The sequence below is a fragment of the Polymorphospora sp. NPDC050346 genome (genome assembly GCF_040655695.1).
GTDB classification, from domain to species: domain Bacteria; phylum Actinomycetota; class Actinomycetes; order Mycobacteriales; family Micromonosporaceae; genus Polymorphospora; species Polymorphospora lycopeni.
Window position 1 is genome coordinate 199,849 of sequence record NZ_JBFAKM010000011.1, and the last position, 23,264, is coordinate 223,112.

Here is a 23,264-nt window from a genome sequence, read left to right on the forward strand (position 1 = left end):
GAGGAAACCATGGAAGAGCTGCACCAGTTGATCGGGCGGATCTGCCTCGACCACGACAACGACGAGGACGGTCTCTGGCGGACGCTGACCGAGACCGGACTCGACCGGGCGGGCATCCCGGAGCGGTTCGGCGGCACCGGCGGCGACCCCGCCGACGCCCTCGCGGTGGCCGCCGCGCTGGCCGAACACGGTGCGGCCACGCCCGTGGCCGACCAGTCCGTCCTCGCCGGCTGGCTGGCCGCCCGCGCCGGCATCCGGCTGCCGACGGGGCTGGTCGTCGTCGCCGGCGACGCGGACCTACGGTCCGAGAACGGTCAGATCCACGGCACGGCGCGGCGGGTGCCGTGGGCGTCGCGGGCCGGACATCTGCTCGTCCCGGTGGCCACCGCGCCGGACCGGACCGCGGTGGCCCTCGTCCGCGTCGAGCAGGTCCGGGTGCGTCCCGGCCGGAACCTCGCCGACGAGCCCCGCGACGACGTCGAGTTCGCCGCGGTCGTACCGGACGAGAGCCGGACCGTCGCGGCGCCGGCGCACGACACCCTCCTGCACCGGGCGGCGCTCGTCCGCGCCGTGCAGATCGCCGGCTCGCTGCGGGCGGTGCTGCGGATGACCCTGCGCTACAGCACCGAACGGGTCCAGTTCGGCCGCCGGCTGTCCCAGTTGGACGTGGTCCGGCAGCAGGTCGCGCTGATGGCCGGCGAGGTCGCCGCGACCTCGGCCGCCGTCGGGGCGGCCGTCGACCAACTGCTGCTCGCCAACGACACCGACGCGACGCGGTTCGCCGTGGCCGCGGCCAAGGTGCAGGCCGGGACGGCGGCGACCGCGGTGGCCCGCGCGGCACACCAGGTCCACGGCGCGATCGGCGTCACCCGCGAGTACCCGCTGCACCGGCACACCCGCCGGCTGTGGGCCTGGCGGGACGAGTCCGGCGGCGAGGAGTTCTGGGCCCGCCGGCTGGCGGCCCTGGTGCACGGCGCCGACCGGCCCCTGTGGGAGACCCTGGTCGGCTAGCGGAGCTGGCCGCCGTCACGGCGGCCAGCTCCGGGCCGTACGGGTCAGCCGGTCATCTCGGGCTTGAGGACGACCTTGGTGTAGCCGTCGACGCGCCGGTCGAACTTGTCGTACGCGTCCGGTGCCTCGGTCAGCGGCAGTTCGTGCGACACCACGATCGACGGGGTCGCACGGCCACTGATGATCATGTCCCGCAGGTGCCGGTTGTAGCGCATCACCGGGCACTGCCCGGTCCCGATCCGCTGTCCCTTCGAGAACATCTTCCCGAAGTTGAAGCCGATCCGGCCGTGCTTGGCACCCTCGTCCACGGCCCCCGGGTCCTCGGGCACGTAGACACCGATCACGCCGATGCCGCCGGTACTGCGTACGACGTCGACCAGGTTGTCGAGCACCCGTGCGGGCTGCTCGCCCTCCTTGCCGTGGGCCTGGTAGCCGACGGCGTCCACGCCCCGGTCGACGCCCCGCCCGTGGGTGGCGTCGACGATCTGCTCGACCGGGTCGGCGACGGTGAAGTCGATCCGGGTCGCGCCGAGCTTCTCGGCCAGCGCGAGCCGGTCGTTCTCCTTGTCGACGACGAAGACCTGGGTGGCACCGCGCAGCATCGCGCTGTGCGCGGCGAGCAGCCCGACCGGGCCGCCGCCGAAGACCGCGACGGTGTCGCCGGGTTCCATGCCGGCCAGTTCGGTGCCGTGGTAGCCGGTCGGGAAGATGTCGGAGAGCATGGTGAAGTCGTTCTCCTGCTCGTCGCCCTGCGGCAGTTCGAGCAGGTTGAAGTCGGCGTGCGGGACCCGCAGGTACTCGGCCTGGCCACCGTCGTACGGGCCCATGTCGGCGTAGCCGTAGGCGGCGCCGTCCCGGCCCGGTATGGGATTCATCCGCAGGCAGTACGACGTCCAGCCGGTCAGGCAGTTGCGGCAGTAGCCGCACGCGATGTTGAACGGTACGGAGACCCGGTCGCCGACCCTGACCCGGTCGATGCCGCTGCCGACCTCGGTGACGATGCCCATGTTCTCGTGCCCGAGGATCTTGCCCTGCTCGACGTTCGTCCGCCCCTCGTACATGTGCAGGTCGGATCCGCAGATGTTGGTCGAGGTGACCTTGATGATCGCGTCGGTGTCCTTCTTGATCTTCGGATCGGGTACGTCCTGCACCGTCACCGAACGCGGTCCCTCGTAAACCACTGCCTTCACGTCGTTCACCCCCTGCGTCGCTTCCTCTTCACATAAGGTGTGCCCGCTGAAACCGCGTTGAACCGTCCCCGGCCGACGTCCCCGGGCGGCGGCGCGAAAATGCGATCGAGCGCGAACCTGCCCGGGTGCGAGGATCGGCGGATGCCGGCATCCCGCACCGACCTGCTGCGTTGGCAGTTCGACCTGACCTGGTCGCTGCTCGAATACCACCTGGAGCGGCTGGAGCCGGACGACCACCTCTGGGTGCCGGCCGGCGTCCACTGGACCGTACGTCCGGACGCCGACGGCCGGTGGGTGCCGGACTGGGCGGAGTCCGAGCCGGAGCCGGTCCCGGTGCCCACGATCGCCTGGACCACCTGGCATCTCGGCTGGTGGTGGACGGTGACCATCGACCACGCCCGGGGTCGTACGCCACGAGACCGCACCGAGGTCCGGTGGCCCGGTGACGGCGCCGGGGCGGTGGCGTGGCTGCGCGACCTGCGCACCGAGTGGCTGGCGGTGCTCGACCGGCTCACCGACGCCGACCTCGACCGGCCCGCCCCGTTCCCGTGGCCGGCCGACTCCGGGCTCACCGTCGCCCACATGGTGGGCTGGGCCAACGCGGAACTGATGAAGAACGTCGCCGAGATCGGCCAACTCCGCCTGCTGCGCGCCGCCCGCGGTTGACGGGTGCCCGGTGTGGAAACCTGACGCCCGGATCACCGAGGCGGTTCGCGAGAAATGGAGTTGGCGATGCGACGTACCCCGTCGGTTTCCTGTGTGTTCGTGTGTCACGACGGCGCCGGGCGGCTGCTGCTGGCCCGGCGCGGGCCGGGCGCCCGCGACGAGCCCGGGACCTGGGACACCGGCGCCGGGGCGCTGGAGTTCGGCGAGAGCTTCGAGGACGCGGTCACCCGCGAGGTGCGCGAGGAGTACGCCGCCGACCCGCTGGAGATCACCCTGCTCGGCGTACGCAACGTGCTGCGCGACGACCCGCCGTCGCACTGGGTCGCGGTGGTCTTCGCGGTACGCGTCGACCCGGCACGGGTCGAGATCGGCGAGCCGCACAAGTTCGACCGGCTCGACTGGTTCGCCCCCGACGACCTGCCGCGGCCGGCCCACTCCCAGCTCATGGCCACCCTGGCGCTGCTGCCCGACCGGCTGCCGCCGGCACCTCCACCGGCCGGGTGACGCCGCGTCGCCATGTGACGCCGTAACGCGAGGGTAATTTTTAGGACCCCTATCTATTGACATGGGTCGCTTGCCGGGTAAGGGTGGATTCGAGCGAGAGAGCGCTCTCAGGCAGGCCATATCAGGCCAGGAAGGAGCATTTCGTTCGGGGCATGAGTGTGCCCAGAGCGCGGCCAGAAGGCCGCAACCGTAAGGAGTTGATACATGCGTACAGGACGGAAGCTGCTCCACCGACTGGCCGTGGTCGCGGCCGCCGCGTCCACCGCCGTCGCGCTCGGCGGGGCGGCACCGGCGTCCGCCCTACCGCCGGACCACCTGCCGCTCCACGTCACCAACAACTCGGGCCGCGGCGAGCAGATCCACCTCTACGTCCTCGGGGTCAACCTGGCCACCGGCCGGCTCGGATACGTCGACGCCGGCGGCACCTTCACCGCCTGGTCGGGCGGGTCGCTGCCGCCGAGCCCGGCACCCGACGTCGCGATCGCCGGCCCGGCCGGCGGCGCCACCACCACCCTGCAGATCCCGCGCGGCCTGTCCGGCCGGGTCTACATGTCGTTCGGCGAGAAGCTGAAGTTCTTCCTCAGCCCGGACGGGCTCGTGCAGCCGGCGCCATGGGCGTCCGGCGACCCCAACCACGGCATCCTGTTCGACTGGAGCGAGTTCACCTACAACGACGACGGGCTGTGGCTCAACAGCTCGCAGGTCGACATGTTCAGCGTGCCGCACTCGGTCGGGGTCACCGGTGCCGACGGCGGCAGCAGCACCGCCGGCGATCTGGTCGCGGGCGGCCGCGACGGCATCTTCGACGCGCTGGCCGGCCAGCCCGGCGACTGGGGCCGGCTGATCCACACCCGCGCCGACGGCACCCGGCTGCGCGTCCTGTCACCGCACAAGGGCATCGACACCGCCGTCTTCAGCGACACCTACCTCGACGGCTACATCGCGCAGGCGTGGGACACCTACCGGGACACCACGCTGACCGTGGTGCCGTTCCAGCACGAGCCGGACAAGAGGTTCCACGGCCGCACCGACGGCGCCGGGGTACTGCGGTTCACCGACGGCGGCGGCGCCGAGGTGGCCTCGTTCCAGCGACCGACCACAAAGGACGTGTTCGGCTGCGACGGCCGGCTGCACGCCCCGAACGACCACGTGGTGGGGCCGATCGCGCGTACGCTGTGCGCCGCGCTGCACCGCTCCACGCTCGGGTTCGCGCACACCCAGCCGACGTACGACCCGACCGGCTTCTACACCCGGGACGTCACCGACCACTACTCGCGGGTCGTCCACGAGCACATGGTCGACGGCCGGGCGTACGGCTTCGCCTTCGACGACGTCGGCGGCTTCGAGTCCCTGGTCCACAACGGCTCCCCGGTCGCGGCCCGCATCACCCTGACCGCCTTCTAGCCCCTACTCCCGCCCCCCGCCCCACCCTCCCCGCGATCTTGCACTTGTCTCCCCCTTTTGCTCAGGTTTGTCGGGCGACAAGTGCAAGATCGCGAGGTCAGGGCGACGGGATCAGGGGCGACGGGGTCAGGGGCGGCGGGCCGTTGTTTCGCGGGGGACCAGGCGGTGTGGGAGGACCACGGGTGGTCCCGGGTCGGGGGCGGGGCCGGCGGTGCCGGCGTCGATCACCCGCCGGGCGGCCATCGCGCCCAGCTCGTACAGCGGCAGGCTGACCGTGGTCAGGCCGACGAACCGGGCCACCGGCAGGTCGTCGATGCCGGCGACGGAGACCTGCCCGGGGACGTCGATCCGGGCCTGCCGCAGGGCGTTGAGCGCGCCGACGGCGGCCTCGTCGTTGGCGGCGACGATCGCGTCGGGCAGGTCCCGGCTGGCCAGCACCCGCAGCGCCGCCGCATGGCCGGCCTCGAAGTCGAACCCGCCCTCGACGCACTCCGCGAGGTCGCGCAGACCGGCCTCGGTCATCCGGTCGAGGAACCCGGCGCGGCGCTGCTCGGTGGCGACCATGCCGGCCGGCCCCTCGACGAAGACGATCCGCCGGTGCCCCTGGGACACCAGGTGGTCGGTGAGGTCGTACGCGGCGGCACGGTTGTCGGCGGTGATGACCGGGCAGTCGATGTCGCGCTCGGTCAGCGAGATCGACAGCACGCCCCGCTCGCGCGCCGCCGCGACCGCCTTCGCCAGCTCCGGCGTCCGCGGGTCGTCGACGTAGCCGCTACCGGCGAAGATCACCCCGGCCGCCCGGTAGTCACGCATGGTCTGCAGCCGGGTTATCTCCGAACTCGTCCGCCGGTCGGCGTTGGACAGCATCGTGACGTATCCGGCCCGGGTCGACATGTCGTCGACGCCGCGCGCGATCACCGAGAAGTACGGGTTGACGATGTCGCTGACGATCACCCCGATGAGCCGGCTGGTGCGGGTGACCAGCGCCTGGGCCAGGGCACTCGGTGAGTAGCCGAGGCGCTCGGCGGCGGCCAGGACCCGCGAGCGGGTGTCGGCGGAGACCGGGTGGGTGGCGCCGTTGAGCACCCGGGAGGCGGTGGCGACGGAGACGCCGGCCTCCCGGCTCACGTCGGCGAGCGAGGCCATCGCACCCTCACTTCGGTTCGGAGAACGTTTGCCGTTACTTTGCCACACCCGACCACACCGAAGCCACCCCGACACCGCCCGCCCTTGGCCCCCGCTCCCGATCGGTCCGGAAAACCGCAGGTGACAGCCCGGCTCAGGTAACGGGCTGATGTCAGACTCTTGACGGCGGTGTTAGGTGGGCCACTAGCATGCGGAAACGGCAAACGCTTTCCACTCACGTTGAGTGACCAGAGGAAGAGCAGGCACCCCCATGAGCCACCGAAGCCTCTCGACACGAACCGCCCGGGCCACCCGCCGCACCCTGGCCGCGGTCACCGCCGCCCTGCTGACCGCCGCCGTCGCCGCCTGCGGTGGTGGCGGTGGCGCCACCACCAACGCCGACGGCACGCTGACCTTCTCGGTCGCCCTGATCGAGCCCGACATCACCACCGTCCCGATCCTGGCCGCGCTCGACGCCGTACGGCAGGAGGGGCACCAGGTCAAGGTCGTCGAACTCGCCGAACCGGAGCTGGCCATCGAGGGCCTGGCCAAGGGCGACTACGCGTTCTCCGCCGAGGCGACCAGCCCGGCCCTGATCGCCATCCAGCAGGGGGCCCCGATCCGGATCATCGCCGACGTGGTCGGCAACCAGTGGGCCGTCTACGGCACCACCGGCGTCAACACCTGCGACGACCTGGCCGGCCGGCCGTTCGGCATCTTCAGCGAGGGCGCGGTCGCCACCGCCATGGCGAAGGACTGGGTACGCGGCACCTGCGCCGCCGGCAAGGAACCGCGCTACCTGACCATCGGTGGTTCCGACGTACGCGCCCAGGCGCTGCTCGCCGGCGAGATCGACGCGACCCCGCTGGAGATCACCGACGCGGTGACCCTGGAGGCGTCGGGCAAGACCGGCTTCACCCGGATCGCCGACTTCGCCACCAGCCTGCCCGACCTGCACCCGCAGACCGTCTACGCCAACGCGGACTTCATCGGCGACCACCGCGAGGTGACCCAGCTCTTCGTCGACGCCCTGGTCGCCGAACACCGCAAGATCAACGAGAACCCGCAGTACCTGGTCGACCTGGTCACCAAACACCTGCCGGACACCAAGGACCCGAACGTCGCCCAGATCGCGCAGCGCTACGTCGACGGCGGGCTCTTCGACGCGGCGGCGCTGACCGACACCAACGTGCAGGGCACGATCGACTTCTTCGTCCGGGCCGGCGTGCTCAAGGACGGCATGACCGCCGCCGACGCCGCCGACCTGTCGTTCGTCAAGGCGACCTCGTGAGCACCCTCGCCGGCCCGCTGCCGCCACGCCGGCGGGGGCTCCTGCGCCGGATCGCCGACTCCGACCGGCCGTACCAGATCCTGACCTTCGTCGTGTTCGCCGTCGTCTGGGAGGTCTACGCGCGAGAGTGGGGCGGGCTGCTGATCCCCACCTTCGGCGAGACCGTCGCCGCCACCTTCGAACTGCTCGGCGACCCCGAACTGTGGCACGCGCTGTACGTCAGCAACCAGGCGCTGGCGATCGGCTTCGGGATCGCGGTCGTGGTCGGCGTACCGGTCGGGATCGTGCTCGGCCGGTTCCCGACCCTGGAGCGGTTCAGCGACGTCTACCTCAACATCCTGCTGGTCACCCCGATGGCGGCGATCATCCCGCTGCTGGTGATGTCGGTCGGCTTCGGGCTGACCTCGCGGGTCATCCTGGTCACCGTCTTCTCGATCGTGATGGTGATCGTCAACAGCCGGACCGGGGTGCGCGGCGTCGACCCCGGGCTGATCGAGATGGCCCGCTCGTTCGGCGCCTCCGAGCGCCAGATCTGGCGGGAGATCCTGCTCCCCGGCGCCCTGCCCGCCATCATGACCGGAATCCGGCTCGGCCTCGGCCGCGCCGTCACCGGCATGGTCATCGTCGAACTGCTCATGGTCTCGGTCGCCCTCGGCGGCCTGATCCTCGAATACCGCGGGCTGTTCATGGCCCCGCTGCTCTACGGCACGATCGTGATCATCCTGGCCGAGGCGCTGCTGCTCATCTCCATCGCCCGGTGGTGCGAGCGCAAGCTCACCCCGTGGGCCAGGACCAACTCCGCGAAGGACCCCCGATGATCGAAATCAGCGGCCTGCACAAGAGTTTCGTCGGCCAGGACGGCAGCACGGTCAACGCCCTGGACGACGTCAACCTGACCGTCAACGAGAACGAGTTCCTCACCGTGCTCGGCCCGAGCGGGTGCGGAAAGACCACCCTGCTCAAGGCGATCGCCGGGCTGATCGGTTGGGACAGCGGCGACATCGTCATCGACGGGCAGCCGGTGCGCGGCCCCGGCCCGGACCGCAGCATGGTGTTCCAGAACTTCGCGCTGATGCCCTGGGCCACGGTTCTCGACAACGTCGCCTTCGGGATGCGGATGCGCGGCGTCGGCAAGGCCGAGCGCGAGGAGCGGGCCCGTACGCTGATCAAGACCGTCGGGCTGTCCGGCTTCGAGACCAAGCGGCCCGGCGAACTGTCCGGCGGCATGCAGCAGCGGGTCGGCATCGCCCGGGCCCTGGCCGTACGCCCCAAGGTCCTGCTGATGGACGAGCCGTTCGGTGCCGTCGACGAGCAGACCCGGCGGCTGTTGCAGGAGGAACTGCTCGGCATCTGGGAGGGCCAGCAGCTCACCGTCGTCTTCATCACGCACAGCATGGAGGAGGCGGTGCTGCTCGGCGACCGGGTGGTGCTGATGAGTGCCCGGCCGGGCCGGATCGCCGAGATCGTGCCGGTGCCGATGGCCCGCCCCCGCTCGCACGACATCGGCGCGGTCGGCCGCTCCCCCGAGTACGTGCAGATCACCGCGTACCTGTGGGACCGGCTGCGGGACATGCACGAGGAGCACCGCGACGTCCGCGCCGGGGTGACGGCGTGAGCGAGCGCAGCGAGCGAACCATCAGGTGCAGTGCCGGACACGACGGTGCCGAGCGAAGCGAGGTGACGGCGTGAGCACCATCGCGGGTGGGCGGCAACTGACCTCGGCCCGGGCACCCGGGCTGCTGTCGCCGCGGCGGCTGCCGGCCGGGGTGATCAGCCTGGCCGTGGGTGCGGTCGTCTGGGAGATCGCCGGGCGGATCGTCGACCAGCCGTTCCTGCCGCCGCTGAGCGCCGTGGTCGCCCGGCTGGCGGACATGGTCGGCAGCGGGATGATCGTCAGCAGTCTCGGGGCCAGCCTGACCAACCTCGCTCTCGGCTTCGGGATCTCGCTGGCGCTGGGGCTGGTCGTCGGGGTGGCGATGGGCCGCTACCGCAAGGTCGAGGCGGCGCTCGGGGTCTACGTCTACGCGCTGCTGACCGCGCCGTCGCTGGTCTTCGCGCCGATCTTCTTCTCGCTGCTGGGCGACGGCCGCGGGTCGATCGTCGGGGTCGTGGTGATGTACTCCGCGTTCATCATGATCATCAACACCGCGTCGGCGATCCAGACGGTTCCCGGCCACCTGGTCGAGATGGCCCGCTCCTACGGGGCGAGCGAGCGCCAGGTGCTGTTGCAGATCATGCTGCCCGCCGCCGCCCCGCTGATCATGGCCGGGGTCCGGCTCGGCGTCGGCCGGGCCGTCGTCGGCATGATCAACGGCGAGATGTTCATCTCCGTCATCGGCCTCGGCCGGATCGTCACCCAGGCCGGCGGCCGCTTCGACGGCGCCGGGGTGCTCGCCATCCTGCTGGTCATCATCGCCGTCGCGCTCGGTGCGGTCGCCCTGGTGCAGGCCGTCGACCGCCGGCTCACCCGCTGGCTGCCGACCACGTCGCGGCCCGCCACCACGTCCCGCCGGCCGGCACCGGCCGGGGCCCGCAAGACCTCCGGAGGAACCCCGTGAAACTCGACGCCTACAGCCACATCCTGCCGGCCCGCTACTTCGAGCGGATGCGCGAACTCGTCGTCGACGCCGGCGCGCTGCGCCGCTGGCTGGAACTGCCGGCCCTGCACGACGTCGAGGCCCGGCTGCGGATGATGGACGAGTTCGGCGCCGACTACCAGCAGATCCTCACCCTCTCGTCGCCGCCGATCGAGCTACTCGCCGGGCCGGCCGACTCCCCCGCGCTGGCCCGGCTGGCCAACGAGTCGATGCGGGAGCTGTGCGACCGCTATCCGGACCGGTTTCCCGCGTTCGTCGCCTCGCTGCCGATGAACAACCCGGACGCCGCGCTGGACGAGCTGGCGTTCGCCATCGACCAGCTCGGCGCCCGGGGCGTACAGGTCTTCACGAACGTCAACGGCCGGCCGCTGGACGACCCGCCGCTGCGGCCGATCTTCACCGAGATGGCCCGCCGCGACCTGCCGATCTGGATGCACCCGACCCGCGGCGCAGGCACCGCCGACTACGCCAGCGAGGACACGTCGCGGTTCGAGATCTGGTGGGCGCTGGGCTGGCCGTACGAGACGAGTGCGGCGATGGCCCGGCTGGTCTTCTCCGGCATCATGGTCGAGAACCCCGATCTGAAGATCATCACGCACCACATGGGGGCGATGATCCCGTTCCTTGAGGGCCGGGTCGGGCTGGGCTGGAGCGACCAGCTCGGCAGCCGTACGCCCGGGGGTTACGCCGCGCTGCGGGAGCGGATGCCGCTGCGGCCGGTCGACTACTTCCGCCGGTTCTACGCCGACACGGCGTTGTCCGGGTCGCTGATCGGCACCCGGTGCGGGCTGGACTTCTTCGGTGCCGAACGGGTCCTCTTCGGCACCGACTGCCCGTTCGACCCGGAGGGCGGCCCGATGTACATCCGGGAGACGATCAAGGTCATCGACGCGCTCGGGCTGACCGAGGAGGACCGGGACCGGATCTACCACGGAAACGTGCTGCGCCTGATGCGGCTGCCGCTGCCGGCCCCCGCCGCGGGCTGACCACCGACCCCTCGCGATCTTGCACTTGTCCACCCCGTCCGCCTTCAACGGGCCGCAAGTGCAAGATCGCGAGGCCATTTCCGGCGGCCATTCCGGTCAGCGGTGGTTCACCAGCTTCCGGCGCATGCACACCCGCGGCCACCGGTCCAGCCCGTGTCCGGCCTCCCGCCGCCGGATCTCCCGCAGTCCCGGCGTCCACCGCTCCTCGTCCAGCACCCGGAACCCGCACCGCAGGTAGTACGGCGCGTTCCAGGGCACCTCGGCGAACGTGGTCAGGGTCAGCGCCGGCACCCCGTCGGCCGCCGCCCGCCGCGCGGCGTCCTCCAGCAGCGCGCGGCCGATCCCGCGCCGCGCGTGGTCGGGACGCACCGACACCTGCTCGACATGGACGTTGCCGTCGACCGGATCGGTGAGCAGGTATGCCACCGGCCGGTCGGCCGGGTCGACCGCCACCCGGGCCCGGTCGGCCCGCCGGTAGGCCGCCAGGACCGCCACCGGCGGTGGCTCGTCGTCGGCGATCTCCGGCATCCCGACCTCACGAAAGCAGGCGCCGGCCGCCCGCTCGATGTCCCGCAGGATCTCCAACTCGTCCACGCCGACCGTCCGGATACGCACCGCGCCATTCTCGGCGCACCGGCCGGACCGGCCCACCGGTTTTCGGCCCGCCGGTGTCCCGCCCGTACCCGGTGGTCGTTTGCCCCGGTCACGCCGGGGAAGCCAGAGAGCATGTGGTCAGGACTCCTCTCCGGCGCGGCCGCCGGTGCCGCCGGCACCACGGCCCTCGACGCCGTCACCTACCTCGACATGGCCCAACGCGGCCGCCCCGCGAGCAGCACCCCGCAGCGGACGGTCGAAGCCATCACCGGACGGCTGAAGGTCGACGTCCCCGGCGACGGCGACACCCGGCAGAACCGGCTCACCGGCCTCGGCGCACTGTCCGGCATCGGCACCGGCGTCGCGGTCGGTGCCGCCTTCGGTGCCCTGCGCGCCGTCGGGTTCCGTCCCCACCCGCTGCTCGCGTCGGTGGTCATCGGGCTGGCCGCGATGGCCGCCAGCGACGTACCGATGGCCGGGCTCAAGGTCAGCGACCCGCGTACCTGGTCGGCCGGGTCGTGGCTGAGCGACATCATTCCGCACCTGGCGTACGGCGCCGTCACCAGCGCCGTGCTCGCGGCCACGGACCGGCGGGGCCGGCGGTGAGACGCACCCGGCCGGTGGCCGGACCGGCCCGCCGGATCCGCACCCACGCCCGGCACATTTCCGGCGGCCATCTCCGCCAAGACGGCCACCGGCGCCGCAACGGCCACCGGGCCGGGGCGGGGACGGCATGGCGGGCGGTGGTGCTGGGCGCGGCGACCGGCGGGCGCAGCATGACCGGGCTGGCCGGTATCACGCTCAGCGCCCGGCCCCCGGTCGCCAGACCGCTGCGGATCCTGGCCACCCTCGCCGCCGCCGGTGAACTCGCCGCCGACAAGAGTCCCCGGACGCCGAGCCGACTCGCCCCGGCCCCGCTGGCCGGGCGGCTCGCCACCGGTGCCGTGGCCGCCACCGCGCTCGCCCGGCGTGACGGCACCCGGCCGCTACTGCCGGTCCTGCTCGCCTGTGCCGGGGTCGTCGCCGCCAGCATGGTGGGGGTCCGCTTTCGGGCGTACGCGAGCCGGCGCGGTCATCCGACCCTGGCCGCGTTCGCCGAGGACCTGGTGACGGTCGGCCTGGCCACGACAGCGGTCCGGCACACCGGGCCGGCGCGGTTCGCCGTACTCCGTCCCTAGCGGGCCGGCGGGCACGCCGCTGACGGGTATCGCGGGTCCGTCCTCCGGAAAGGACTACGGGCACCCGCCGCCGCAAGCGACGACGGGTGCCCGCAACCTTGTCAGCGGGTCAGGCTCAGAAAGCCTGGCCCCCCGGCTGCACGACGCCGTTCACCGTGAGCTGGTACGGCGCGTACTGGGTGACCTGCTCGGTCGGCTCGTCGTACGCGACGATCGCGACGACCTTCGGGAACGCGCTGAGCAGCAGCAGCTGGGCCCAGCCGACGGAGAAGTTGTCCTTGCCGTCGAACTCGAACTGCCAGGTCAGGTTGAGCTGCTCGTTGATGCCGATCAACCGGACGTTCCAGTTGTGGACGTCGGTCGGACGGATCTCGCTCGGCGAGTCGAACGCGGCGAGGCTGGAGCCGTCGCTGACCGTCGTGCCACCGACCGTGACGTCGTCGACGAGCAGACCGCCCTCGTTGACGCCGCCGTCGCTGACGTAGCGGAACCCGACCAGGATCGTCTGACCGGCGTACGCGGACAGGTCGAACGAGTGCGGTTCGAACCCGTTCGTGGTGCCGTTCAGCGACGGGCCGAGCGGGCCGTCGATGGTCTTGTCACCGGCGATGGCCGTGTAGGTGGCGCCTCCGTCGGTGGACACGACCACGTAACCGTAGTCGTAGCCCGCCTCCGCGCCGTACTTGGCGAGGAAGCGCAGCGTCGGGTCGGTCGTCGGGACGGCCACCGAGGCGATCGCGCCGACGTCGAGGCTGTTGCCGTTGCCGGACCACAGCACCGAGTTGCCCGGCCGGTCCGGGTCGTTGTCGACCAGGGTCCAGGCCAGCGGGACCGCCGGCAGCGACGGCGAGCCGTTGAACTTCACCGACCGCAGGTCACGGCCGCGCAGGACCTGACCGTTGGCCTTCTGGAGCGGCACGAAGTCCGCGCCGTTCGGAGCCGCGCCCGGGGTGATGTTCGCCGCCGGGTTGGCCAGGTTGACCGTCGAACGCAGGCTGGGCGAGGTGACCCGGCCCTTCGGCACACCGAGCGACAGCCCGAAGCGGGAGTCGCCGATGATCTTGTCGACCAGGGTCATCGTCTGGTAGTCGTGGATGACCTTGTAGAGGTCGTTCTCGCCCTCGGCGGCCAGAGCCGCCTCGATGCTGGCCAGGCCCTGGAGGTCGCCGTCCTGGTGCAGCCGCGAGATGAACTCCGTGCCGTACCGGTCGTACAGGAACAGCATGAACTGGTAGACGTTGCCGTAGTCGGCGAGCACGGCGCTCGGGTTGCTGCCCTCGTTCCACAGGTTGAGGGAGTTCTCCGGGCCACCGCAGTCACGCGGGTTGGTGTTGTTCGGCGTCTGGACCGTGCCGAAGCCCTGGTAGCAGTAGAGGTGACCGTCACCACCCAGGTCGAACACGGTCTTGGTGGCGTCGGTGTAGCCGGTGAGGGTCTGCGCGAAGTCCGACAGCCCCTCGTTGATCATGATGCCCTCGAAGGGGTCCGTGTAGTAGTGGAGCAGGTGCTGCCACTCGTGCGCGAACGTGCCCTCGTAGAGGTTCGGACGGGCCGGCCGGCTGGTGCAGACGTCGTTCGTCGGCTCGTTCGGCGGGTTGTCACCGGTGCGGTGCGCCCAGTCGTACGCGTCGATGGTCATGACGTTGCGGTCGAGCAGCTCGTTGAAGTACGACCAGTGGAAGCCGGCGATGTAGGACGACGCGGCCGGGAAGTCGTAGAAGTTGTCGTCCCGGACGTTGTCGATCAGCGCGACGGTCTTGTCGCCGTCACCGGTGTAGTCGCCGCCGTTGCCGTTCGCGTCGGGGCCGAGAACGGCGTTGCTGCCGTCCCGGTCCGGCGGGGTGCTGAAGGCGGCGGTCTCCTTCGGGTACATGTTGTTGTCGAACTCGTCGATCAGCCGCGCGACCTGCGCGTCGGTGATCTCGGTGGACGACGGGATCTGGAGACGGCAGTCACCGGGCAGGAACGCGAGGTCGTTGGCGACCCAGACCTCGATCTTGTCGCCGACGCCACGCAGGGTGTAGTCCTTGCGGTAGGCGCCACCCTGGACGTCGTCGAGGGCGACCCACTGCCGGACCGTACCGACCGCCGGGGTGCCGGCGGCCTGGGTCTGTGCCCGGTTGCGCGCGCTGGACTTCGGCTGGTATTCCCGCGGCACCTCGATCGCCTTGCCGTCGACCGTCTCGGCCTTGGGGACGAACGAGCGGGTGTCGCTCGGCAGATTCGTCTTCGGCGCGGCGGGGGGTGCCGCCGCGGCCGGCGCCGTCGCGGCCACGACGGTCAGGAACGGCAGAACCATTACTGTGGCGGCTGCCCCAGCAATACGGCTACGTGCCATGAAACCTCCTTTTTGGGGGTGTGCCATCGCCCATCGACGGGCGCGCGGAGCCCAGCTCACCGGCGTCGATCGACGGGACCGGAGTCACCGTACCGTGTGCGCGCGCCAGGTGTACCTACTGCGATCGGCTTAGCCTCGATCTGTTTTGGACCCCTCGCGCCCCTGGTCCGCCGCCCGCAACACATCCGGGTCCCCGTCCCGCGCGCGGCGCGCGTCGGCCACCAGCCACGACGCCAGGAGCGCGAGCCAGAGCCAATCGACCACGATCATCACCCGCTGCACGACGCCGGTGAGCGCGTCGTCGGTCTCCCACGCCGTGCCGAAGAAACCCATGAGCACCAGACCGGCCACCCCGGACAGCACGCTGTATCCGGCCCGGCCCCGACGGCCCGGCCGCGCGGCGAACCGGCGCGCCGCGACGAAGCAGGCGAGCGGCAGGCTGAGGAACACCACCATGCCGAAGAGGTCGTGCAGGGTGTGGTGCCAACTGAACGTGGCCGGGTCACCGGTCACGGCACCCGGCGGATAGCCGCGCATCGGGTCCATCACGAAGACCCCGGACAGCACCAGGCCGATCCCGAACATGCCCACGAGGGCCGGCCCCCACCGGGCGCCGGGGCCGGGCCGCCAGTGGCGCCGGAGACCTACCGCGAAGGCCGTCACGAGCAGGCCGGACACGATGAAGTTGGTGATCTGCAGCCAGCCCCGGCCGCCGAGGCTCAGGGCGCTGATCGGGTGGTAGGCGGGGTCGTAGCCGGTCCGGGTCGCTCCGTCGAGGGTGGACACCACGACGAACAGCACCGGGCCCGCGATTCCCGCCACCAGCAGCAGTTCCGTCGGACTGTAGCGGCGCATTCGGGCTCCTCGTCACGGGCCGGCGTTTCCGGCGTACGGCCCAGCCTGCGCCGGGCGCGAGCCGGCCGGAAGTGCCGATGGTCATGGCCGGCGTACCGGGACGCGGTGGCGGGGCTGCCGTAGGCTCGGCGGCCGTGGGGGCGTACCGGCTGGCGATCGACCTCGGCTCGTCGAACACGGTCGCCGTGCTCGACGGTGCCGGTGCCGCGCCCCGGCCCCTGCTCTTCGACGGGTCGGAGTTGCTGCCGTCGGCGGTTTTCGCCCGCACCGGCACCGACCTGCTGACCGGCCGCGACGCCGAGCGGTTCGGCCGGGTCGACCCGGCGGGGTTCGAGCCGCACCCGAAACGGCGGATCGACGACGGGATGCTCCTGCTCGGCGCGCACCAGGTCGACGTCCGCGACGCGCTGGCGGCGGTCCTGGCCCGGGTACGCGCCGAGGCGGGCCTGCCCACCCGCCGGATCGACACCGTGCTGACCTGCCCGGACGGGTGGGGAGCGGCCCGCCGCCGGGTGCTCGCCGAGGCGGCCGACCGGGCCGGGCTCGGCCCGGTGCGCCTCGTCGGCGAGGCGGTCGCCGCCGCGGCGTACTTCGCCGCCCGGCTGGGACCGCACCCGGCCGGCACGGCGCTCGCGATCGTCGACATCGGCGGCGGCACCACCGACGTCGCGGTGGTGCGGCGCGGCGCGGACCTCGAGGTCGTCGCCCGGGCCGGGGCCGACCTCGGCGGCGCCGACATCGACGCCGCCCTCGTCACACACCTGGTCGGCGGGCCGGTCCCGGCCGACGCCGGCGACCGGGTACCGCTGTGGCAGGAGGTCCGGGCGGCCAAGGAGAGCCTGTCGCGCACCAGCCACACCCCGCTGCGGCTGCCCGGCCGGCCGGCGGCGACCCACCTGACCCGCGACGAACTGGAAACGGTCGCCGCCCCGGTCCTGGCCGGGGTCGGCGCGCTCACCGAACGGGTGGTGACGGCGTCGGGGGTAGCGCCGGAGCGGCTCGCCGGAGTGTTCCTCGTCGGTGGCGGCAGCCGGATCCCGCTGGCGGCCCACGTGCTGCACAGCCGGCTCGGCGTCGCCCCGACCACCGTCGAACGACCGGAGACCGCGGTCGTCGAGGGCGCGCTGGTCGCCGTACCGCCCCGGCCCGCGGACCGGATGCCGGCGCCGCCCACGGCCGAGCCGCCGACCGCACCCCCGACGGACCGGGTTCCCGCACCACCACCGCCGGCACCACCGGCGCCGGCGGTACGCGCGCGGCACGGATGGGCCCGCCCGGTGCTGCTGGCCGCCGTCGTGCTCTGCTTCGGGCTGCCGTTCGCCACCGTCTCGTGCGGGCTGCCGGGCGGCTACGGTCGCGCCGAGGCCGGCGGGACCACCACCTACCGGGGCGGCACCCTGGCCACCGGCACGGCTCCGGAGGTGTCGGACGGCCATCTCGCCGCACCGGCGGACCGGCGGTCGGACCGGCTTCCGCCGCAGCTGCCACTGCTCGCCGCCGCGTTGGTGGTGATCGGGGCGCTCGTCGTCACGCTCCGCCTCCGGGCCCGGCCGGCGGGGCAGACCGGCCCGTCACCGGCCCGCCGGCCACGGCCCGACCTGCCGGGCCGGCTCTGCGTCGCCGCCGCCGTCCTGCTGGTCGCCGGCGAACTGCTGGTGTTGCGCCAGCTCACCGCACGGGTCGACGCCCTGGGTACGGTGCCGGCCGACCGCGACGCGTCCGACTACGTCGGTGTCGGGATCGGATTCTGGCTGGCCGTGCTCCTGCTCCTGGTGCTGATCGCGGCCGACCTGCGGACGCTGCTGCGCGGGCTCCCGCTCCCCCGCCGCCGCTGACTCCGGCCGGCGGCGACCAACGGCGCAGCGGCCGCTGGCTCCGGCGGGGACAGCCAGCGGCGCAGCCGGGCGGCTGACTCCGGCAGGGGCGGTCAGCGGCGCAGGCGGGCGCGGACCAGGTCCGGTACGGCGGCGAGCCCGGTCACCGGACGGAACGCGCGGGCGGCGGTGGCGAGGGTGGCGTACTCGTCGTCGCGCAGGTCGATGTCGGCGGCCGCGGCGTTGGCCTCCACCTGTTCCACAGAGGACGCGCCGGGGATGGCCACCACGTTGGGGTGCCGGATCAGGTAGGCCAGCGCGATCTGGCTCGGGGTGGCGTCGTGCGCGTCGGCGACCGCCCGCAGCGTGTCGAGCAGCCCCCGGCCACGCTCCAGGTTCTCCGGCAGGAACAGCGGGTTGGCCCGGCGGATCGCGCCCGGCGGCGGGTTGGCGCTGTCGTACCGGCCGGAGACGAAACCCTGCGCCAGCGGGCTGTAGGCGATCACGATCCGGCCGGCCTTCTCCGCGTACGGGATCAGGTCGTCCTCGGCGGCGCGGGCGACGATGCTGTACTGGACCTGGTTGGACAGCACCCGGCCACCCAGCGCCGCCTCGGCGATCCGCCAGCGGCGCAGGTCGTAGTTGCTGACGCCGACCTCGCCGACGAGCCCGACGCCCTGCAGCGTCCGCATCCCCCGCATGATGGTCCGGTCGCTGACCAGCGGGTTCGGCTGGTGCACCTGGTAGAGGTCGATGGTTCGCACGCCGAGCCGGGCCGCGGAGGCGACGGCCCGCTGCTGCACGATCGGCGGTAGCGGCAGCACCGGGAGGAGCTTGGTGGCGACCACGGCCCGGGGCCGCTCGTCGCCCAGGGCGGCGCCGAGGATGCGTTCGCTGCGCCCGAAGCCGTAGACCTCGGCGGTGTCGAAGAGGGTGATGCCGAGGTCGAGCGCCCGGCGGACGATCACCCGCGCGATCTGCTCGTATTCGGGGCCGTAGCCCCACTCCCGGGAACCGAACTGCCAGGTCCCGAGACCGATCTTGGACATGGGTCGGGCGGTGTCGAGTTCAGCGAAGCGCATGTCCGGACGGTACCCGGCTCCGGGCCGCGACGCCGTCGGTCCGGCCGTGACGAACCGATTGACAAAATCTGGCTTTACATACAAACTGATTTTGCCATGAGAGACGTCCTGTACCTGGAGCAGATCGAGCAGGCCGAGACCCTGCTCAAGCCGCAGCGCATCGAGGTGCTGCGGGAACTGGCCGAACCCGGCACCTGCGGCGAAGTCGCGGCCCGGCTGGGCCAGACCCCGCAGCGGGTCTACTACCACGTCAAACGCCTGGTCGACGCCGGACTGGTCGACCAGGTCGCCGAACGCAAGGTCCGGGGCATCCACGAGGGGATCTACCAGGCCAGCGCCCGGACCTACTGGCTGTCCCCGCGCCTGGTCGGCCGGCTCGGCCTGCGCCGCGTGCAGGACGAGTTCAGCCTCGGCTACCTCCTGGACCTGATGGAGGAGGTCCAGGCCGACATCGCCGGCCTCGACCGCACGGCGCCCGAACTGCCGTCGGTCGGGTTGTCCGGCGAGATCCGGGTGCCACCCGAACAGCGCCAACAGTTCCTCAACGACCTGCAGTCCGCGCTGCAGGACCTGTTCACCCGCTACGGCGGAGCCGAAGGCGACGCGTTCAAACTCGCCGTCGCCTGCTATCCCAAGGGAGAAGACCGTGACTGAGCCGATGACCCTGCGCGCCCGGGTCGCCGCCCCACTCGCCGCCGTCCACACCGCACTGACCGACGCCGGGGCGCTGCGCACCTGGTTCGCCGAGCACGCCGAGGTCGAACTGCCGCACCACTACGAGTTCTGGGGCCGCCACACCCCCGAGGGCGACGCACCGCACCAGCGGCTGCTGCACGTCGACGACCAGAGCCTGCGGCTGGCCTGGGTGCTCGACGGCGAGGAGACCACCCTCGCGATCGACCTGACCGCGGAGTCCGCCGACTCGACCCTGATCACCCTCTCGCAGACCCACTTCGACTTCTCCGACGTGATCACCGGCAAGAGCATCCGCGGCGTCCTGAACACCTTCTGGGCGCTGTCCATCGCCAACCTGATCGACCACCTCGAGGGCCGGCCGCTCACCCCTCGGGTCGACTTCACCTCCGCCGAACTCCGCGCCGAGGTCGAGATCGACGCGCCGGCCGAGAAGATCTTCGAGTCGTTGACCGACTCGGCGGCGGCCAGCAGTTGGTTCGGCTACCCGATCGAGATCGAGCCGCACGTCGGCGGCCGGTACGCCATGGGCGGCTTCGACAACAACCCCAACCCGGCGAAGATCGTCGACCTCACCCCCGGCCGCCGGCTGACCGTCGACTGGGGTCCGGCCGGGGTGAACACCTGGGAACTGGAGGGCTCCGCCGGCCGGACCCGGCTGACCCTGGTGCAGAGCGGGTTCGACACCGGGCGGCCGCCGTACGCGGGTTGGGCCGGCACCCTGTCCGGCCTGGCCGAGCTGCGCCGCTACCACGAGCTGCCCGACTGGCAGCCGGTCTGGCTGGCGGCCTGACCTCCCGCGGCGTACGACGGGGCGGCGCGGCAAGCCGTGTATTTTGGATGGCTGGTGGCGGGCCGACCCGCCACCGCCGACGGTTCGTTCCTGTGACCGCCCCGAGCAGACCGGGGCCTTCCGGTGGCGTTCCAACAACGGAAGGTTCTGGTATTGACCACGCCTACGCGTGCTCGTAAAAACCGCCGGCGTTCACCCGCCGCTGATCGACAGGCGCCGGAGGCCAACCGGCAGGCACCGGGTGCCACCCCGCCCTCCCCGGCCCCGACCACCCCACCGGTCACCTCGTTCGGTGACCTGCCGCTGCACCCGGCGTTGCTGGCCACACTGGCCGGACAGGGGCTGGGCGTGCCGTCGCCGATCCAGGCCGCGGCGCTGCCCGACGCCGTCGCCGGACACGACGTCCTCGGCCGGGCCCGCACCGGCTCCGGCAAGACCCTGGCCTTCGGGCTGGCGCTGCTGACCCGGCTGGCCGGGCAGCGGTCCCAGCCACGCCAGCCGATCGCGCTGGTGCTGGTGCCCACCCGCGAACTCGCCGCGCAGGTCACCACCGCGCTGGAGCCGTACGCCCGGGCCGTCAAGCTGCGCACCTGCACCGTCGTGGGCGGACTGTCACTGAACCGGCAGGCCGAGGCGCTGCGGCGGGGCGCGGAGGTCGTCATCGCCACCCCGGGTCGACTGAACGATCTCGTCGAACGCGGCGACTGTCTCCTCGACAAGATCACGGTCAGCGTCCTGGACGAGGCCGACCAGATGGCCGACATGGGGTTCCTGCCACAGGTCAGCAAACTGCTCGCCCGCACCGACCGGGCCGGGCAACGGATGCTCTTCTCGGCCACCCTCGACGGCGACGTCGACAAGCTCGTCCGCCGTTTCCTGACCACCCCGGCCCGGCACTCCGTCGACCTGCCGGCCGCCGTGGTGCCCCGGATGGACCACCACCTGCTGCACATCGAGGCCGCCGACAAGACCACGACGACCGCGCAGATCGGCGCCCGCGAGGGGCGGGTGATCATGTTCGTCGGGACCAAGCACCGGGCCGACCGGCTGGCCCGGCAACTGCTCGCGAGCGGCGTACCCGCCGCGGCGTTGCACGGCGGCAAGTCACAACCACAGCGCGCCCGTGCCCTCGAGCAGTTCCGCACCGGGACGATCAACGCCCTGATCGCCACCGACCTGGCAGCCCGCGGCATCCACATCGACGACCTGGACCTGGTCGTCAACGTCGACCCGCCCGGCGACGCCAAGGACTACCTGCACCGGGGAGGCCGGACCGCCCGGGCGGGACGGTCCGGCACCGTCGTCACCCTGGTCCTGCCCGACCAGCACCGGGACACCACCCGGCTGCTCGCCGCCGCCGGGATCGCCGCCCAGTCCCTGCGGGTACGCCCCGGCGACGCCGAACTCGCCCGGATCACCGGTGCCCGGACCCCCTCGGGCGTACCGGTCGTCCCGAAGCCGCAACCCACCGCCGGATCGGCTCCCGGCCGGCGTCGCCGCTCGCGCTGACCTGCTGCGATCCGCTCCACCGGGCGGTGCGCGCGCCCGGCGTGCGCCGTTCACTGAATCGACACCCATGCAGCTCCCCGGCGACACACGGTCGCCGGGGAGCGGCCGTACACATCTTGCATGGAACTGCTCCTGACCAGCCCGGCGACCGCCGGGACCGGCGGGTACACGCTGCTGATCGCCGACGACGCGGCGCAGGTGGCCGCCGCGCAGCGGCTACGCCACGAGGTCTTCGCCGGCGAACTCGGCGCCACCCTGCGGTCCCCCGTCGCCGGGCTCGACGTCGACGAGTTCGACGAGCACTGCGACCACCTCCTGGTCCGCGACGACACCACCGGCGCCGTCGTCGGCACCTACCGGATGCTGCCGCCCGGCCGGACCACCCGCCGGTACGGCGACACCGAGTTCGACCTGTCGTCGCTGGCGCCGCTCGCCGACGTACTGGTGGAGACCGGGCGCTCGTGCGTGCATCCGGACCACCGGTCCGGTGCGGTGATCAACCTGATGTGGGCCGGAATCGCCCGCTACCTGCACCTGAGCGGGCGACGCTGGCTCGGCGGCTGCGCCTCGGTGCCGCTCGCCGATGGTGGGGCGACCGCCGCGGCGGTCTGGACCCGGGTCGCCGCGAAGCATCTGTCCCCGCCCCTGCTGCGGGTACGCCCCCGCCGGCCGTTGCCGGCCGGCGTCGCGACCGCGGACGGGGACCGGGCCACGATCCCGCCGCTGCTGCGCGGCTACCTGCGCCTCGGGGCGTGGGTGTGCGGTCCGCCCGCCCACGACCCGGACTTCGACGTCGCCGACTTCTACGTCCTGCTGTCGACCGACCGGATGCACCCGCGCTACCTGCGGCACTTCCTCGGCGGGCAGGGGTGAACCCGCTCTGGCGGCCGTCGTCGCCCTGCGGTCCGGGGTGCCTGCCGCCCGCCGGCGCGCCCCGGGTCGGGGCGGTACGGCTGGCCGCGCGCCTCGCGGCGCTGGTCGCCGTGCTGCTCGCCGGCCTGCCGTTGCCACTGCTGCTGCCGCTGCTGCCGGGACCCCGCCGGCACGCGGTCGGCCGGGGCTGGGCCCGCGCGCTGCTGCGGGCGGCCGGCGTACGCCTCGTCGTGCGCGGCCGGCTGCCGCAGCGCCGCGCCCTGCTGGTCGCCAACCACGTGTCGTGGCTGGACGCGCTGGTGGTGCTGGCGGTCGCGCCGGCCCGGATGACGGCCAAGCGGGAGGTGCGCGACTGGCCGGTCATCGGTGCCCTGGTCGCCGCCGGCGGCACGATCTTCGTCGACCGGGAACGGCCGCGGACGCTGCCGGCGACCGTCGCCGCCGTGCGCTCGGCGCTGGCCGGCGACGCCGTCGTGGCCGTCTTCCCCGAGGGGACCACGTGGTGCGGCCGGAAGGCCGGACGGTTCCGGCCGGCGATGTTCCAGGCCGCGGTCGACACCGGCGCGCCGGTCGTCCCGGTCACCCTCGCCTACCGGCGGTCGTCGGGTACGGCGACGACGGTGGCCGCGTTCCTGGGCGACGACACGCTGTGGGCCTCGGTACGGCGTGCACCGCCCGGCCATCGTCTTCGCCGACGAGCCGACCGGGGCACTGGACAGCGTCGCCGGCGAACTGGTGCTCGACGCGCTCACCGGGCTGGC

The 23,264-nt window shown here is 72.5% G+C and carries 23 protein-coding genes; 17 read left to right on the top strand and 6 right to left on the bottom strand.

From position 1 onward, the window contains the following. Positions 1 to 9 precede the first annotated feature (9 nt). On the top strand, positions 10 to 1,011 hold the full coding sequence (locus AB0I42_RS14460; RefSeq protein WP_357537467.1) for an acyl-CoA dehydrogenase family protein: 1,002 nt from the start codon (positions 10 to 12) through the stop codon (positions 1,009 to 1,011). Positions 1,012 to 1,055: 44 nt separating this feature from the next. Here AB0I42_RS14460 and AB0I42_RS14465 read toward each other — a convergent pair whose 3' ends face one another. After that, positions 1,056 to 2,210: a glutathione-independent formaldehyde dehydrogenase gene (locus tag AB0I42_RS14465; RefSeq protein WP_357537468.1), complete on the bottom strand. Its 1,155-nt coding sequence runs from the start codon at positions 2,208 to 2,210 to the stop codon at positions 1,056 to 1,058. A gap of 132 nt (positions 2,211 to 2,342) precedes the next feature. Between AB0I42_RS14465 and AB0I42_RS14470 the strand changes: the two genes are divergently transcribed. The 3 genes from AB0I42_RS14470 to AB0I42_RS14480 all read left to right on the top strand — a co-directional run bounded on the left by AB0I42_RS14470 (position 2,343) and on the right by AB0I42_RS14480 (position 4,775). Next, positions 2,343 to 2,867 (top strand): DinB family protein, encoded by a 525-nt coding sequence (locus AB0I42_RS14470; RefSeq protein ID WP_357537470.1) that lies wholly within the window; start codon positions 2,343 to 2,345, stop codon positions 2,865 to 2,867. Between the two features lie 66 nt (positions 2,868 to 2,933). Next, on the top strand, positions 2,934 to 3,371 hold the full coding sequence (locus tag AB0I42_RS14475; RefSeq protein ID WP_357537472.1) for an NUDIX domain-containing protein: 438 nt from the start codon (positions 2,934 to 2,936) through the stop codon (positions 3,369 to 3,371). Between the two features lie 204 nt (positions 3,372 to 3,575). Beyond that, positions 3,576 to 4,775: a glycoside hydrolase family 64 protein gene (locus AB0I42_RS14480; RefSeq protein WP_357537473.1), complete on the top strand. Its 1,200-nt coding sequence runs from the start codon at positions 3,576 to 3,578 to the stop codon at positions 4,773 to 4,775. Between the two features lie 126 nt (positions 4,776 to 4,901). Here AB0I42_RS14480 and AB0I42_RS14485 read toward each other — a convergent pair whose 3' ends face one another. After that, positions 4,902 to 5,921 carry a LacI family DNA-binding transcriptional regulator gene (locus AB0I42_RS14485; RefSeq protein WP_357537475.1) on the bottom strand — a complete coding sequence of 340 codons (1,020 nt, stop codon included), beginning with the start codon at positions 5,919 to 5,921 and terminating at the stop codon, positions 4,902 to 4,904. Between the two features lie 250 nt (positions 5,922 to 6,171). On the opposite strand from AB0I42_RS14485, the gene AB0I42_RS14490 reads away from it, so the two are divergent. From AB0I42_RS14490 to AB0I42_RS14510, 5 genes are all read left to right on the top strand, one after another. Continuing rightward, the gene (locus AB0I42_RS14490; protein WP_357537477.1) at positions 6,172 to 7,191 is read left to right on the top strand and encodes an ABC transporter substrate-binding protein; all 1,020 of its coding nucleotides are present in this window, start codon (positions 6,172 to 6,174) and stop codon (positions 7,189 to 7,191) included. After that, complete coding sequence (locus AB0I42_RS14495; RefSeq protein WP_357537479.1) at positions 7,188 to 8,009, top strand: ABC transporter permease subunit; 822 nt, start codon at positions 7,188 to 7,190, stop codon at positions 8,007 to 8,009. The genes AB0I42_RS14490 and AB0I42_RS14495 overlap by 4 nt, the downstream gene beginning before the upstream one ends. After that, entirely contained in the window at positions 8,006 to 8,806 is an 801-nt protein-coding gene (locus AB0I42_RS14500; protein WP_357537480.1) for an ABC transporter ATP-binding protein, read from the top strand. The genes AB0I42_RS14495 and AB0I42_RS14500 overlap by 4 nt, the downstream gene beginning before the upstream one ends. Before the next feature lie 70 nt (positions 8,807 to 8,876). Continuing rightward, on the top strand, positions 8,877 to 9,749 hold the full coding sequence (locus AB0I42_RS14505) for an ABC transporter permease (protein WP_357537481.1): 873 nt from the start codon (positions 8,877 to 8,879) through the stop codon (positions 9,747 to 9,749). Continuing rightward, positions 9,746 to 10,774 (top strand): amidohydrolase family protein, encoded by a 1,029-nt coding sequence (locus AB0I42_RS14510; RefSeq protein WP_357537482.1) that lies wholly within the window; start codon positions 9,746 to 9,748, stop codon positions 10,772 to 10,774. Before AB0I42_RS14505 ends, AB0I42_RS14510 begins: the two co-directional genes overlap by 4 nt. 96 nt (positions 10,775 to 10,870) lie before the next feature. Here AB0I42_RS14510 and AB0I42_RS14515 read toward each other — a convergent pair whose 3' ends face one another. Further along, positions 10,871 to 11,389: a GNAT family N-acetyltransferase gene (locus AB0I42_RS14515; protein ID WP_357537483.1), complete on the bottom strand. Its 519-nt coding sequence runs from the start codon at positions 11,387 to 11,389 to the stop codon at positions 10,871 to 10,873. 111 nt (positions 11,390 to 11,500) lie between these two features. Between AB0I42_RS14515 and AB0I42_RS14520 the strand changes: the two genes are divergently transcribed. Then, positions 11,501 to 11,974 carry a hypothetical protein gene (locus AB0I42_RS14520; RefSeq protein ID WP_357537484.1) on the top strand — a complete coding sequence of 158 codons (474 nt, stop codon included), beginning with the start codon at positions 11,501 to 11,503 and terminating at the stop codon, positions 11,972 to 11,974. Next, on the top strand, positions 11,971 to 12,546 hold the full coding sequence (locus tag AB0I42_RS14525; protein ID WP_357537486.1) for a hypothetical protein: 576 nt from the start codon (positions 11,971 to 11,973) through the stop codon (positions 12,544 to 12,546). The genes AB0I42_RS14520 and AB0I42_RS14525 overlap by 4 nt, the downstream gene beginning before the upstream one ends. 115 nt (positions 12,547 to 12,661) lie before the next feature. On the opposite strand, the gene AB0I42_RS14530 is transcribed toward AB0I42_RS14525, so the two are convergent. Both AB0I42_RS14530 and AB0I42_RS14535 read right to left on the bottom strand, forming a co-directional pair. Continuing rightward, positions 12,662 to 14,884, bottom strand: coding sequence for a choice-of-anchor J domain-containing protein (locus tag AB0I42_RS14530; RefSeq protein WP_357537488.1), 2,223 nt, complete (start codon positions 14,882 to 14,884; stop codon positions 12,662 to 12,664). A 129-nt stretch (positions 14,885 to 15,013) separates the two neighbouring features. Next, entirely contained in the window at positions 15,014 to 15,739 is a 726-nt protein-coding gene (locus tag AB0I42_RS14535; protein WP_357537489.1) for a DUF998 domain-containing protein, read from the bottom strand. Positions 15,740 to 15,873: 134 nt separating this feature from the next. Between AB0I42_RS14535 and AB0I42_RS14540 the strand changes: the two genes are divergently transcribed. After that, positions 15,874 to 17,574, top strand: a complete 1,701-nt coding sequence (locus AB0I42_RS14540; protein ID WP_357537490.1) for an Hsp70 family protein — start codon at positions 15,874 to 15,876, stop codon at positions 17,572 to 17,574. A gap of 92 nt (positions 17,575 to 17,666) precedes the next feature. On the opposite strand, the gene AB0I42_RS14545 is transcribed toward AB0I42_RS14540, so the two are convergent. Next, complete coding sequence (locus AB0I42_RS14545) at positions 17,667 to 18,635, bottom strand: aldo/keto reductase (protein ID WP_357537491.1); 969 nt, start codon at positions 18,633 to 18,635, stop codon at positions 17,667 to 17,669. A 96-nt stretch (positions 18,636 to 18,731) separates the two neighbouring features. On the opposite strand from AB0I42_RS14545, the gene AB0I42_RS14550 reads away from it, so the two are divergent. The 5 genes from AB0I42_RS14550 to AB0I42_RS14570 all read left to right on the top strand — a co-directional run. Next, entirely contained in the window at positions 18,732 to 19,289 is a 558-nt protein-coding gene (locus AB0I42_RS14550; protein ID WP_357537493.1) for a helix-turn-helix domain-containing protein, read from the top strand. Further along, positions 19,282 to 20,121: an SRPBCC family protein gene (locus AB0I42_RS14555; RefSeq protein ID WP_357537495.1), complete on the top strand. Its 840-nt coding sequence runs from the start codon at positions 19,282 to 19,284 to the stop codon at positions 20,119 to 20,121. The genes AB0I42_RS14550 and AB0I42_RS14555 overlap by 8 nt, the downstream gene beginning before the upstream one ends. Positions 20,122 to 20,418: 297 nt before the next feature. Next, on the top strand, positions 20,419 to 21,630 hold the full coding sequence (locus AB0I42_RS14560) for a DEAD/DEAH box helicase (RefSeq protein WP_357537509.1): 1,212 nt from the start codon (positions 20,419 to 20,421) through the stop codon (positions 21,628 to 21,630). Between the two features lie 120 nt (positions 21,631 to 21,750). Continuing rightward, a complete protein-coding gene (locus tag AB0I42_RS14565) occupies positions 21,751 to 22,503 on the top strand; it encodes a GNAT family N-acyltransferase (RefSeq protein WP_357537497.1) in 753 nt (250 codons plus the stop codon). Next, positions 22,500 to 23,264, top strand: a 765-nt coding sequence (locus AB0I42_RS14570) for a lysophospholipid acyltransferase family protein (RefSeq protein WP_357537499.1), incomplete at its 3' end; no start/stop codon positions are given. The genes AB0I42_RS14565 and AB0I42_RS14570, both read left to right, overlap by 4 nt.